Below are 11437 nucleotides of genomic sequence, written 5' to 3'. Positions count from 1 at the left end.
GCTCACTCGTCCGCAGGTGTGGCATTGCCCGCCCGTGCACCTGCCTTTTTCTTCCCACCCTTTTTTCCACCCACGCGGCTTTCCGCCTCCTTCTCCTGAGCGGCGACCCATGCTTCGCGCGCCGCAGCGTCATCGCGTTTGCGGAAGATTTCGAGCATGGGGTCTTCATACTTCACCATCCATGCATCCAGCATCTGGCGCATGCTACCTGCGTCCTTTTCGCTTCCCGGATGACCGATCAGATTGTGAAGGCAATCTGGATCCTTCTCCACGTCGTAAAGCTCCTCCATCGTTCGGTGTTGATACACCTCCAGTCGGCCACCGATTTGGGGATCTGTTTTGGCGAGGGCCACCATGCGCCGGTAGGTGGAAGTGCCGCTGGTGGCGGTGGCCATGACGCGGGTGCCATTCGACCACGCGTTGAAGATGTAGAGGTACTTCTTGGTCTGAATGGCGCGCATGGGGTCGCGGGAGCGTCCGGCATTCTCCGTGTGGCCCTTCACGATAACGTCGCGTCCCTCTTGTGTGTTGCCCCGGAGGATGGGGGCAAATGATATACCATCCAGTCCTGTGGGATGTGTGATGCCGGAGGCATCCAGCAGCGTCGGAAGCAGGTCCACAGCCGAAACCATGTGTTGCTCGTCCACGGCACCTGCCTTGGTCACTCCCGGCCAGCGTACAATGAGCGGTGTGTGGGTGCTGTGGTGGTAGAGCTGGGTCTTCGCAAAGGGCAGCGGCATGCCATGGTCCGAGAGGAACAGGATCAGGGTGTGTTCATCTTCGCCGGATTTCTTCAGCGCGGTGAGGATGGCACCCACGGCATCATCCGCGCGGCGTACGGACGAATAGTAGTGGGAGAGTTCCTTGCGCACCACCGGGTCGTCAAAAAGGAAACCTGGAATGGGTACTTCCTCGGGTGTGAACACTTTGCTCGGCACATGGGCATCTGGAATGGTCTCTCCCCGATTGCCCTCTGCGTAGAAAGGCTTGTGCGGATCCGCGACATTGATCATCAGGCAGAAGGGTTTGCCCGCTGACTTCGCGGCCTGGATGCCCTGGGTGGTGCTCACCTCATAGGACGGAGCATCCTTCCCATGCACCTGCTTTCCATCAGGACCAGCGTCGAGATCGATGTCCCATTTGTAGGGTGAGTAGGGAGTGGAGTGCGCCACCTTTCCACGAATGCCGGTGAAGTATCCACCGCCCTTCATGAGATCCGTCAGTACCGGATACTCTACATCCCGGACCTGATAGAAGCCCTCGATGCGGTTGTGGTGCGTGTAGCGCCCGGACCACATCACATTGCGAGATGGCATGCAGTTCCCCGCCTGCACATGCGCGAGCTGGAACTTCATGCCCTGTCCTGCGAGCCGGTCGATGTGTGGCGAGGTGTCCGGCAGCTTGCAGCCAAAGGCTCCGAGCGAGTCCGCGCTCATGTCATCCACTGTGATGATGAGGATGTTTGGTTTCGCGGCCGCGGGTTCTGCAGCTGCTGCAACGTGAGGCAAGCCGGTGGCTAGCAAAGCGAGCAGGCATGAAATGAGGAACCCGGGAAAGTGCATGCCGCTTAAACCAAAGCGCGACGCTGGATCTAGCGGAAAGTTTTGCACGCACCTGTCGCGCTCATGCAACCGGGCAATGACACTGCAACCCTACGGCCGCCCGGCAACTTGAACCGCTTTGGCCCGTCCTTCAGCCACCCACCGTCCGGCGCGCATTGGTCTTCTTGGCGCCGCCCTGGATGCGCTCGGCTTCGGCCGCACGGAATTGTTCCTCCTTCGTCAGGGGGCGCAGGCTGTCGTGGCGGTAGCGATTGGTCACGCCCCAGATCACGAAGCCCACATCGGCCACCAGGACCAGCATGGCAGCCATGATTCCGTACTTCCGGATGAGTTCATCCAGCCGCTTGTTGCGGTTCACTGAGTGATCTTCGGGATTGCAGAATTTCGCCTGGTACAGTCTGCGCCAGCCGCGGGGGTTCCGGGCAATGCAAAAGATCCAGATGAACAGCGCCGTCAGGACGATGCAAAGAATCTGGAAATGAAGAGGGAAATAGTCCACTTGCCGCACGGTTTCGTCCGCAGATGCGGACGAAACTTCAGCTAGCAACATGGAAATGGATGGGGGAATCCAAGGCATGATGCCTTATTGTGAACGATGTGAGCCAATAGCTCAAGCATGTGTTTCTAGCGTGAAGCGGTCTTCGGCAGGAGATTTTCCCGTGGACTGCGTCACGTGAGGCTCATTGGCCGCAAGGTGCACGAGGCAATGGTAGACTTCCTCGGCATCCGCGCCAGTGGCGGAGGCGATTTCATCGGCCGAAGCCGTGCCTGCCTTTGCCAGCTGTGTGCGGACTCCGGTGAGGATTTTCAGGAAGTCTCCAGCGGCCTTCTTCCCAGCCTCGACCCCGGGCTGGTGGTAGGCGTTGACGTTCACCAGCGTGGCGTAGTAGCCCACGGCCCGCTCGAAGAGGGCGATGATGGCGCCCACCATGAAGGCATTCACTCCCGGGACGCTGATGGTCACGGACTGGCGGCCGTTTTCGTAGAGCGCCTTGCGGGTGCCGCGCAGGAAGCCCTGCAGGAAGTCGCCGCACGTGGTGCCGGGTTCCACTTCCAACTGGGAACCTGAGGCTCCCTTGCGCACCTCGATGAAGGTGGCGAAGAAATTGTTCACGCCGTCGCGGAGCTGCTGCACATAGGCGTGCTGGTCGGTGGAGCCCTTGTTGCCGTACACGGCGATGCCCTGGTTCACCTTCTTGCCGTCCAGATCGAGCTCTTTGCCGAGTGACTCCATGACGAGCTGCTGCAGGTACTTGCTCAGCAGGACGAGGCGGTCCTTGTAGGGCAGGATAACCATGTCCTTCGTGCCCTTGCCTTCGCCAGCCGCATGCCACATGAGCGCCAGCAGCATGGCGGCATTCTCTTCCACAGGCAGACTGCGGGTCTTTTCATCCATGGCGGAGGCGCCGGCGAGCAGCGAGTCCACATCCACACCCTGCAAAGCCATCGGCACCAAGCCTACGGTATGCATGATGGAGGTGCGCCCACCCACCCAGTCCGTCATGGGGAAGATCTTCAGCCACTTGTTCTCATTGGCGTAGCCCTCCAGCTTGCTGCTGATGCCATTGGCAGCAGTACCGGTGACGGCTACGGCATGCTTTGCAAAATCCAGACCCGCGCGCTCGTAGGCGGCCTTGGCTTCCAGCATCCCGTTGCGCGTCTCGGGCGTGCCACCCGACTTTGAAATGACCACCGTCAGCGTGCGGTTGAGATCCGCGCCGATGTCGGAGAGCACGCGCTGGAGACCATCGGGATCGGTGTTGTCGAAGAAGTGCGTCTTCAGCGGGGAGTCCCAGGCATTCACCAGGGCGTCCGTGATGAACTGCGGACCCAGCGCCGAGCCGCCGATGCCCACGATCAGCAGGCGGGTGAAGCGGCCACCGCGCTCAGCGACGATGTTGCCGGCGTGGATTTCGTCAGCAAAAGCCTTCGACTGGGCGATATCGCTCTCGATGCCCGCGCGGAGTTCTGGCGTGGGAGCCAGGCCGAAGTTGCGCAGCCAGTAGTGGCCCACCATGCGCTTTTCATCGGGATTGGCGATGGCGCCCGCTTCGAGTTGTTTCATGTCCGCGAAAGCCTTGTCCGTAAGCGGCTTCATCTTCGCGAAAAAGTCATCGGGAAAATTCATCCGCGAGATGTCGATCGAGATGCCGAGATCGTTGTAGCGGACGAGGTGCTTCTGATAGCGCTGCCAGAGGTTCATGGTGAAGGGGAGGTACCACGGACAGGGGGCTGTGCAACCGGCGAATGATTCGTCCTGTGCATTGCGAGCATGAAAAATACGACGTATCGCGGGACGATGGATTGGCAGAGGTCTCTGGTGGTCGCAGGCGCGGGTTTCGTGGCTGGCATGATGAATGCCGTGGCCGGGGGCGGCACCATGGTTACCTTTCCCGTCCTGCTCTGGGCCGGACTGAACACCCTGCAGGCAAATATCACCAGCACCGTGGCGCTCTTTCCCGGGATGCCGTTGAGCGCGTGGACGTTCCGTCGTCACATCGGCCCGATGAGCGCCTGGCTCTGGAAGCTGGCGCCCGTGGCCTTGCTGGGCGGGCTGACCGGTGGCATCCTTCTGGTGCAGACAGGCTCGCGAGTCTTCGATTTCATCGTGCCATGGCTGTTGCTCCTAGCCACAGTTCTGTTCATGTGCAACGGGCTGGTCCAGCGCTGGCTGAGCCGCAGACAGTCGGCAGCCATCCTGCCGGGGGAAGCGGCAACACCCTCCGAGCCCAAGCTGCACCTCTGGAGTGTTTTCATCCTCGCGGGTGTGGCGGTGTACGGCGGCTACTTTGGCGCGGGCATTGGCATCATGATGCTGGCCACTCTCGGCGTGCTGGGGCTGCGGGATATCAATCAGATGAATGCGATGAAGGTGGTGCTGGCCATGCTCATGAATGTCTCCGCCGTGACCTACTTCATCATCAAAGGCGGGGTGCAGTGGGACCTGGCCCTCTGGCTCATGGCGGGCTCCGTGGGTGGCTACTGGTCTGGCAGCCTGCTGGCCCAGCGCATCCCTGCGGTCTGGGTGCGCACCGTGGTCATCTTGATTGGCCTCGCGATCTGCCTGGAGCTTTTCATGCGGCAGTGGCGGTGAGGGCAATCTCATCGCCTACCTGCAGGATGCCATCGTTCAGAATCGCCGCCCTGAGACCGCCCCGATTGGCCAGAGCTTTCAGCAGAGGCATGCCGGTCACGACATTGAGATGCGTGCAGGGATCGCAAAATCGGATGCCCTCCAGCAGCACGCCGCCAATGAAGAACTTCACCCCCACGAGGTCGTTGAGCCGGATTCCCTCCGTCACCAGATTTCGTCGGGCCTGTGCAGCGCTCAGGCGGATGCCGTGCTCTGCTTCCACTGCCTGGAGCGCCTCACTTTCGATCAAGGTGAGTTCGCGTCCCGGACCTTTTGGAGTGGCGTTGGAGAATGTGCCGTTCCCGGTGAAGTAGCGATCACCCACCAGCCCGGTATGCGCCTTTGCTTCTGCCTCCGCCACGGATGTGGGCAGGACAGTGGCGGCAGGCGAAAGGTAGATGGCGATCAGGCGGGGAACCATGACCGCGAACTTCGCCGTACTCGTGGCATTTTGCAGCAACGATCTGTTTATCTATTCTACCGCCCCATCACCAGCAAGGTGCGCTTTCCGTCCGGCCATTCCATCAGGGCGGCCGGCGTGCCCTTCAGCAGTTCCAGCAGTTGCTTGTCATCCACCTCGCGAATGGTGAGGGGTGGAGGTGGGGATGGCGCTGTTTGCACCGTTGAGAGCATGGTGGAAGTCTCTTGCGGCAGGGGAGACGGTCGTATGAAGAGAAGCGCCAGCATGGCACAAAAGCCCACACCGGCCGCGGCACCGAGGCATCTCCGCGTTCGTCTCCGTCGCCCTTGCTCATGGCTTACCATTTCCAGAATGGTGGCGCGATTCGGTCCCAGATGTCCGCAGTCGGACTCGGGAGTCACCACGTCATCGAGCAGACGTTGCATCGATTTTAGTTTCGAGTTCATGTTCCTTGTTGGCGAAGTTGCCTGGCGATTTCCTCCCTCAGCCGCTGGCGCAGCCGCGCGAGGCGGCCTTCCACGGCACGGCTGGAAAGGGAGAGGCGCGCTCCGATGCTCTCCAGGGATTCAGTGGCGAAGTAGCGGCCTTCGATGAGAAGTTTTTCCTCTTCGGTGAGTTGGGCCAGGGCAGCTTCCATCGCGTTCATCAGGCTGGTGGTGTCATCGGCTGCCGTGGATTCGGATGACGAGGGAGACCACCAGTCCTTGAATCGTTCCAGCGCGCGTTGGTAGCGTCCTCCTTTGCGGCGCAGATCGGATGCGGCGTGTCGCGCGGCGCAGGCAATCCAGCACCAGAGAGCCTGCTCGTCAGCGAGCACACGCATATGCCGAACGATGCGCAGCCATACACCTTGGGAGATTTCTGAAGCGAAGGCGGCATCTCCTGCGGCAAGAGCAAAGCAGTAGCGATTGATGCGTGAGTTCCATGCGCGATGCAGCCAGGTGAAGGCGACCTCCTCGCCGCGTTTCAGCGCCGCCGTCAGTCGCGGGACATCTGCCAGCGCGAACGCACACTCTTCCGTTGCCGGCAGTTCATGCGGGAGAGCTGGCTCCACTTGGTCCATGAGAGCGGCGAATGAAGATTCGACGATGCTGGTGGATGGGATGGACACGGAATGATGCAGACAATCAACGTGGCGGCGCAGCCGTTCCTTGGGCGCTCGCCTGATCATTTTCCTTTAGCGAGGTAATGATCTGCTGGATGAGTTCATGCTGGGCGGCACTGGCGCGCACGATGAGGATCTTGGTCGCGGAGTGCAGGGACAGGACCGGCTCCTCTTTGTCATCCAGCTTCGCTTGTTCGAGCGCGTTCTTCACAAGCTGCTCCAGGGACAGGTGCTTTTCCGCGTACTGCTCGTTGTTTTCATTGCCCTTGATGAAAAAACCCACCGGATAGATGCGCACGAACGGTCTCGTGGGGAGTGATGGAAGTGGCGATGGAGCGGAAGTCATGCCGGGTAGCATTGGGGTGGCCATGGCAGGGTCTGCGGCCGGGGGCACTGGAAGCGGAACATCATTGAAGTTTCCAGGCAAACCGGGACTGGGTGCTGCTTCGATGTTCGAGTACACGAAGGTGTCTACCAACGGCTCCACGACTCTGACCAGAGGGGGGCGCAGTGTCGTGATGTTGGTCAGGGAACGAGGGGGCATGTCCTGCACCACGGGCTTGATTTCAGGCATCAGCGCGGGGTTGGAGTTCATGGCCAGGGTGACATGGTAGCCCACGACCCGTAGTGGTTTCTTTTTGTCCTCGGGAGACTCCGGCGGTGCTGGAATGGGTTCCAGCCTGCAGCCCGCGGCGGCTGCGACCAATGCCACGGCGTCCACGGCTCGCATGTTGTACAAGCTGAGCTTCAGGTCACCGTCGATCATTGCTTCCCTGGCGCCGGGGCCATAGAGGAGCTTGGGCATTTGGAAATCCACCAGACCAGTTTTGGCGTATTTCTCGAAGTACAGTTGTTCCAGGTTTTCTACGGCTATTCCCATCGTGCGCCGACCGAGGTTGATCAAGGTTCCGAGTTCCTGCACATCCTCTTCAGAAGGCGCGTTTGCCCAGTTGCCGGGAGGGCGCACCGGGGAAGTAAGATGTGTCACTCCGGGCGTCTGGGCCATGATGCCACCCGACAGACCAAGAAGAGCAGCGACCACGAAGGAGGAAAGGAATGGAAGATTCATCGAAGGAAGGATGTGGTTTCATGGGAATCACGACAGTGTCTTCCGAAACCCACGCAGGATTTTTGATCCGTGCTTTTTTAAGGGGACTCACGCTGTATCCTTGAGTGCATGATGACTCGCTGGATGACCATCTTCCGACAGTTCGCCTTGGGGGCACTTACAGTGCAGGCCATGACTCTCTCCCTCTGGGCGGAGAAGGCTGCTGCAGTACCGGGCATCTCCGACTGGCCGCACCTCCATGGTCCCCTGCACAACAACACCACGCCGGAAGCCGGTTGGAAAAAGGACTGGCCTGCGGATGGACCTCCGGTGTTGTGGAAGGCTAGCGTCGGCCGTGGACTCGCCTCCTTCGCCGTGGTGGGAGACCGTGCGTATACCGCAGGCAACAACGGCGCAGATGAAGACAGCATCGTGTGCCGCGACCTGAATTCTGGAAAGGAACTCTGGAGGTATCGTTATCCCTGCAAGACAGCGGCGCATGAGATGCCCGTGGTGCCGTTTGGCCCTGCGTCCACGCCAACCGTTGCGGATGACCGCCTGTACATGGTCAGCAGGGAAGGAGATGTCTGGTGTCTGGAGGCTGCGACAGGAAAAGTGATCTGGCACAAGCACATGCTCGCGGACTACAACGGCAAGCGTCCTGTCTACGGCTATGCCAGCAGTGTGCTGGTGCAGGGAGATCGCGTTTATCTGGATGCCGGAGGCGATGAGCAGTCCACCGTGTGTGTGGAGGCGAAAACAGGCAACCTGATCTGGGGAAAGGGAAGTGGCGAGGCCGGTTATGCGTCACCTGCACTGGTGCAGATGAGCGGCGCCACCGTGCTTGCTTTGTTCAAGGGGGACAGCTTTCGACTGTTGAAACCCGAGGATGGAGAGGAACTCGCCAGGTATGAGACCGTGACGAGGGATTTCTGCAACTGCGCCACCCCGCATGTGAATGATGACGTAATTTTCATCTCACATACGGGCTCGGATGGGAGCTCACTCCTGAAGTTCGCTGGCGGAAAGCTCACCCCGCAGTGGAATGATCGCGACTTGGGCTTGCTCTTCAATTCGGGGGTCCCTTGGGAGGGGAAGCTCATTGTCTTCAATGACCAAAAGCGAGGCGTAAAAGAACTCCGCTGCCTCGACATGAAGAGCGGTGAAACTGCGTGGGTATCTGGCGAGATTGACAAGGGTACCGCCATCTTGAGTGATGGGCATCTCGTCATCCTCACCAGCGTCGGCGAACTGGTGCTGGCCCGGCCACTGGCTGACAAGCTGGAAGTGCTGAGTCGTGTGCAGGTGCTGCCCGCGAAGACCTATGTCCTCCCCGTGTTGAGTCACGGCAGGCTCCTGTGCAAAAACAACGCCGGAGAGGTCGTGTGCCTCGATGTGAAGTGACGTCCATCCTGCCCCCCACGACTGAATCAGCACTTTGCTTATGTTCTCCTAGTGGACGGCTCCGATGCAGGGTGGTTGCTGCTGATGTTGAACAAATTGCCGGACATCCATCGCGATGCTGAGGTGCGAACCACCCTCTGTGCCTGTTGCCGTTGGCACCTTCCTCCCCCGACTGTATAAGTGAAAATGCCTCGAAAGACGGATGCCGAACCCGCCAGCCTGCCTACGCAAGCAGGTGCCATCTCTCCTGAGTTGTGGCTGTCCGCCATCGTTGGCTCTTCGGACGACGCCATCGTCAGCAAGAATCTCTCGGGCATCATCATGAGTTGGAACCCCGCTGCCGAGAAGATCTTCGGCTACAGCGCTGCGGAGGCCGTGGGGCAATCCATCACGTTGGTCATTCCAGCCGACAGGCAGGATGAGGAAAAACAAATCCTGGCGAAGATTCGGGCGGGCGAACGGGTCGAACATTTTGATACGGTGCGCCGTCGGAAGGACGGGGGAGAGGTCTTTGTGTCCCTCACCATCTCGCCCATCGTGAACGCGCAGGGAGAGATCGTCGGCGCATCCAAGATTGCCCGCGACATCACGCAAAGAAAGCGCGCGGAGGAGGTGGCCCACCGGCAAAGAGTGAAACTTGAGACAATCAACCAGGTGGGTGCCTCGCTCGCAGCGGAACGCGATCTGCCCGTTTTGGTGCAGGCAATTACCGATGCGGGACGGGAATTGAGTGGAGCGGCGTTCGGCGCTTTTTTTTACACGACGCACAACGAGCAAGGTGACGCGTTCACCCTTTACACGCTTTCCGGCGCGCCCCGCGAGGCGTTTGCGAGGTTTGGCATTCCCAGAAACACGCCCATTTTTGCGCCCACGTTCCATGGCACTGGCGTCGTTCGCCTGGCAGACGTGACGAAGGATCCCCGCTACGGCCAACTGCCACCGCACTATGGCATGCCCAAGGGACATCTGCCTGTCCGCAGCTATCTGGCGGTGCCAGTATCCTCCCGCACTGGCGAGGTGATTGGAGGGCTCTTTTTTGGGCATCCGGAGCCCGGCATCTTTGAGGAAGACGCCGAGACTGCCGTGCTGGCGCTGGCCGCTCAGGCGGGCGTGGCGATCGAGAACGCCCGTCTCTATGAGGCGCTGGAGCGTGAACTGGAACAGCAACGGTTGATGGAACGAGCCCTGCGTGAAAGCGAAGCGCTGAGCACCAGCGTGCTGAACAGCAGTGCGGACTGCATCGTGGTGCTGGATTTGGATGGCTGTCTGCTTTCCATGAATCTTCCCGGTGTCGCAGCCTTTGACCTTGAGTCCTTCGACCAGGTAAAGGGCAAACCGTGGCCTGAGCTGTGGGGCGAAGACATGCGGAACAATGTGGTGCAGGCCGTATCCCGGGCGGCGTCGGGAGCCGCCACAAGGTTCAACGGGCCCTGTCCTACCGCTAAGGGCGTTGCCAAATGGTGGGATGTGATCATCACGCCATTGCGAGATGTGGATGACAAGGTCAATCGACTCACGGCAACGGCCCGTGATATCACGGAGCAGCGCAAGGCCTCCGAAGAAGCGCTGGCTTCCGCGGCAGAGGCCGAGCGGCAGAGTCGCATGAAGGACGAGTTTCTTGCCACACTCTCCCATGAGTTGAGGACACCGCTGCAGTCCATCCTGGGGTGGACGCAGATGCTCCGCTCCGAGGTATGTGAAGAGGGCGAACTGGAGCAGGGGCTGGAAGTCATCGACCGCAATGCCCAGGCGCAGACAAAGATCATCGAGGACCTCCTGGACATGAGCCGCATTCTGTCCGGCAAGGTGAGGCTCGATGTGCAACGGGTGCAGGTGGCATCCGTGATCGAGGCAGCTCTGGAAACAGTGAAACCAGCGGCTGATGCCAAGAACATTCGCCTGCAGGCTATCCTGGATCCGCTTGCCCGGCCTATTTCTGGAGATCCCTCACGATTGCAGCAGGTCTTCTGGAATCTCCTGAGCAATGCCATCAAGTTCACCCCGCGTGAAGGGCGGGTGCAAATCCTGCTGGAGAGGGTGAACTCGCACCTGGAAGTCACGGTGAACGACTCAGGAAGCGGCATCGACGCGGACTTCCTGCCTTATGTCTTTGAGCGTTTCCGCCAGGCGGATGCCTCGACGACACGCAGACACGGCGGCCTGGGACTGGGCCTGGCCATTGTGAAGCATCTCACCGAACTCCACGGCGGCTCGGTGAGAGTGAAGAGCCCGGGCAGCGGCAGGGGATCGACGTTTGTCGTCTGCCTGCCACTCGCGCCTCTCCTGGTGGAGCCTGACGACAGTTCACGCCGCCATCCGGATGCGGTGAATGGCGAACGCAGCACGGCTGCACCACCACGTCTGGATGGGATTTCCATCCTTGTGGTGGATGATGAGGAGGATGCCCGATTCCTTATCGCCAAGTTGCTTGCCAAAGCCGGCGCGCAGGTGCGTAACGCGGGTTCTGCGCAGGAAGCCATCGAAGAACTGAAGCGGATTTCGCCAGACATTCTGATTAGTGATATCGGCATGCCCGGAGCAGATGGCTACTCCTTGATCCGCTCCGTGCGTGCGTTGCCTGCCGAGCTTGGAGGCCGCGTGCCGGCCATTGCCCTGAGTGCCTACACGAGAACGGAGGATCGTATCCGCTCCATTTCCGAGGGCTTCCAGATCCACCTCGCGAAGCCGGCCGATGCAATGGAGTTGCTCGCCGTGGTGCAGAGCTTGTTCAATGCGACGCGGAATGTGCGGGAGTGAGGCTTGG

At 60.2% G+C, this 11437-nt stretch carries 10 protein-coding genes; 3 read left to right on the top strand and 7 right to left on the bottom strand.

Annotated elements, in window-relative coordinates; genetic code table 11:
- Nucleotides 1-2: 2 nt before the first annotated feature.
- The 3 genes from G5S37_RS21375 to G5S37_RS21365 all read right to left on the bottom strand — a co-directional run bounded on the left by G5S37_RS21375 (nucleotide 3) and on the right by G5S37_RS21365 (nucleotide 3765).
- Entirely contained in the window at nucleotides 3-1562 is a 1560-nt protein-coding gene (locus G5S37_RS21375; RefSeq protein WP_165206473.1) for a sulfatase, read from the bottom strand.
- A 130-nt stretch (nucleotides 1563-1692) separates the two neighbouring features.
- Nucleotides 1693-2139: a hypothetical protein gene (locus tag G5S37_RS21370; RefSeq protein WP_206026089.1), complete on the bottom strand. Its 447-nt coding sequence runs from the start codon at nucleotides 2137-2139 to the stop codon at nucleotides 1693-1695.
- Nucleotides 2140-2172: 33 nt separating this feature from the next.
- Entirely contained in the window at nucleotides 2173-3765 is a 1593-nt protein-coding gene (locus G5S37_RS21365; RefSeq protein ID WP_165206471.1) for a glucose-6-phosphate isomerase, read from the bottom strand.
- 69 nt (nucleotides 3766-3834) lie between these two features.
- Here G5S37_RS21365 and G5S37_RS21360 point away from each other — a divergent pair, with 69 nt between their 5' ends.
- Nucleotides 3835-4656 carry a sulfite exporter TauE/SafE family protein gene (locus tag G5S37_RS21360; RefSeq protein ID WP_165206470.1) on the top strand — a complete coding sequence of 274 codons (822 nt, stop codon included), beginning with the start codon at nucleotides 3835-3837 and terminating at the stop codon, nucleotides 4654-4656.
- On the opposite strand, the gene G5S37_RS21355 is transcribed toward G5S37_RS21360, so the two are convergent.
- Genes G5S37_RS21355 through G5S37_RS21340 form a run of 4 tightly spaced genes read right to left on the bottom strand, consistent with a single transcriptional unit; the run spans nucleotide 4637 to nucleotide 7290 of the window.
- Nucleotides 4637-5116 (bottom strand): MOSC domain-containing protein, encoded by a 480-nt coding sequence (locus G5S37_RS21355; RefSeq protein ID WP_165206469.1) that lies wholly within the window; start codon nucleotides 5114-5116, stop codon nucleotides 4637-4639. The genes G5S37_RS21360 and G5S37_RS21355 overlap by 20 nt on opposite strands.
- A 56-nt stretch (nucleotides 5117-5172) precedes the next feature.
- The gene (locus G5S37_RS21350) at nucleotides 5173-5562 is read right to left on the bottom strand and encodes a hypothetical protein (protein WP_165206468.1); all 390 of its coding nucleotides are present in this window, start codon (nucleotides 5560-5562) and stop codon (nucleotides 5173-5175) included.
- Entirely contained in the window at nucleotides 5559-6227 is a 669-nt protein-coding gene (locus tag G5S37_RS21345; RefSeq protein ID WP_165206467.1) for a sigma-70 family RNA polymerase sigma factor, read from the bottom strand. Before G5S37_RS21345 ends, G5S37_RS21350 begins: the two co-directional genes overlap by 4 nt.
- 16 nt (nucleotides 6228-6243) lie before the next feature.
- The gene (locus G5S37_RS21340; RefSeq protein ID WP_165206466.1) at nucleotides 6244-7290 is read right to left on the bottom strand and encodes a hypothetical protein; all 1047 of its coding nucleotides are present in this window, start codon (nucleotides 7288-7290) and stop codon (nucleotides 6244-6246) included.
- Nucleotides 7291-7413: 123 nt separating this feature from the next.
- Between G5S37_RS21340 and G5S37_RS21335 the strand changes: the two genes are divergently transcribed.
- Nucleotides 7414-8673, top strand: a complete 1260-nt coding sequence (locus G5S37_RS21335) for a PQQ-binding-like beta-propeller repeat protein (protein WP_206026088.1) — start codon at nucleotides 7414-7416, stop codon at nucleotides 8671-8673.
- Nucleotides 8674-8859: 186 nt separating this feature from the next.
- Nucleotides 8860-11430 carry a PAS domain S-box protein gene (locus G5S37_RS21330; RefSeq protein WP_165206464.1) on the top strand — a complete coding sequence of 857 codons (2571 nt, stop codon included), beginning with the start codon at nucleotides 8860-8862 and terminating at the stop codon, nucleotides 11428-11430.
- Nucleotides 11431-11437 lie beyond the last annotated feature (7 nt).

Source organism: Roseimicrobium sp. ORNL1 (assembly GCF_011044495.1).
Classification (GTDB): domain Bacteria; phylum Verrucomicrobiota; class Verrucomicrobiia; order Verrucomicrobiales; family Verrucomicrobiaceae; genus Roseimicrobium.
The sequence above is the reverse complement of the archived record's forward strand: the minus strand, read 5'-3'. Positions and strand labels throughout refer to the sequence as shown.

What these genes read in the sequence shown, in the direction of transcription:
- G5S37_RS21375 (WP_165206473.1), bottom strand. Translation starts at nt 1,562, where the DNA reads ATGCACTTTCCCGGGTTCCTCATTTCATGCCTGCTCGCTTTGCTAGCC.
- G5S37_RS21370 (WP_206026089.1), bottom strand. Translation starts at nt 2,139, where the DNA reads ATGCCTTGGATTCCCCCATCCATTTCCATGTTGCTAGCTGAAGTTTCG.
- G5S37_RS21365 (WP_165206471.1), bottom strand. Translation starts at nt 3,765, where the DNA reads ATGAACCTCTGGCAGCGCTATCAGAAGCACCTCGTCCGCTACAACGAT.
- G5S37_RS21360 (WP_165206470.1), top strand. Translation starts at nt 3,835, where the DNA reads ATGAAAAATACGACGTATCGCGGGACGATGGATTGGCAGAGGTCTCTG.
- G5S37_RS21355 (WP_165206469.1), bottom strand. Translation starts at nt 5,116, where the DNA reads ATGGTTCCCCGCCTGATCGCCATCTACCTTTCGCCTGCCGCCACTGTC.
- G5S37_RS21350 (WP_165206468.1), bottom strand. Translation starts at nt 5,562, where the DNA reads ATGAACTCGAAACTAAAATCGATGCAACGTCTGCTCGATGACGTGGTG.
- G5S37_RS21340 (WP_165206466.1), bottom strand. Translation starts at nt 7,290, where the DNA reads ATGAATCTTCCATTCCTTTCCTCCTTCGTGGTCGCTGCTCTTCTTGGT.
- G5S37_RS21335 (WP_206026088.1), top strand. Translation starts at nt 7,414, where the DNA reads ATGACCATCTTCCGACAGTTCGCCTTGGGGGCACTTACAGTGCAGGCC.
- G5S37_RS21330 (WP_165206464.1), top strand. Translation starts at nt 8,860, where the DNA reads ATGCCTCGAAAGACGGATGCCGAACCCGCCAGCCTGCCTACGCAAGCA.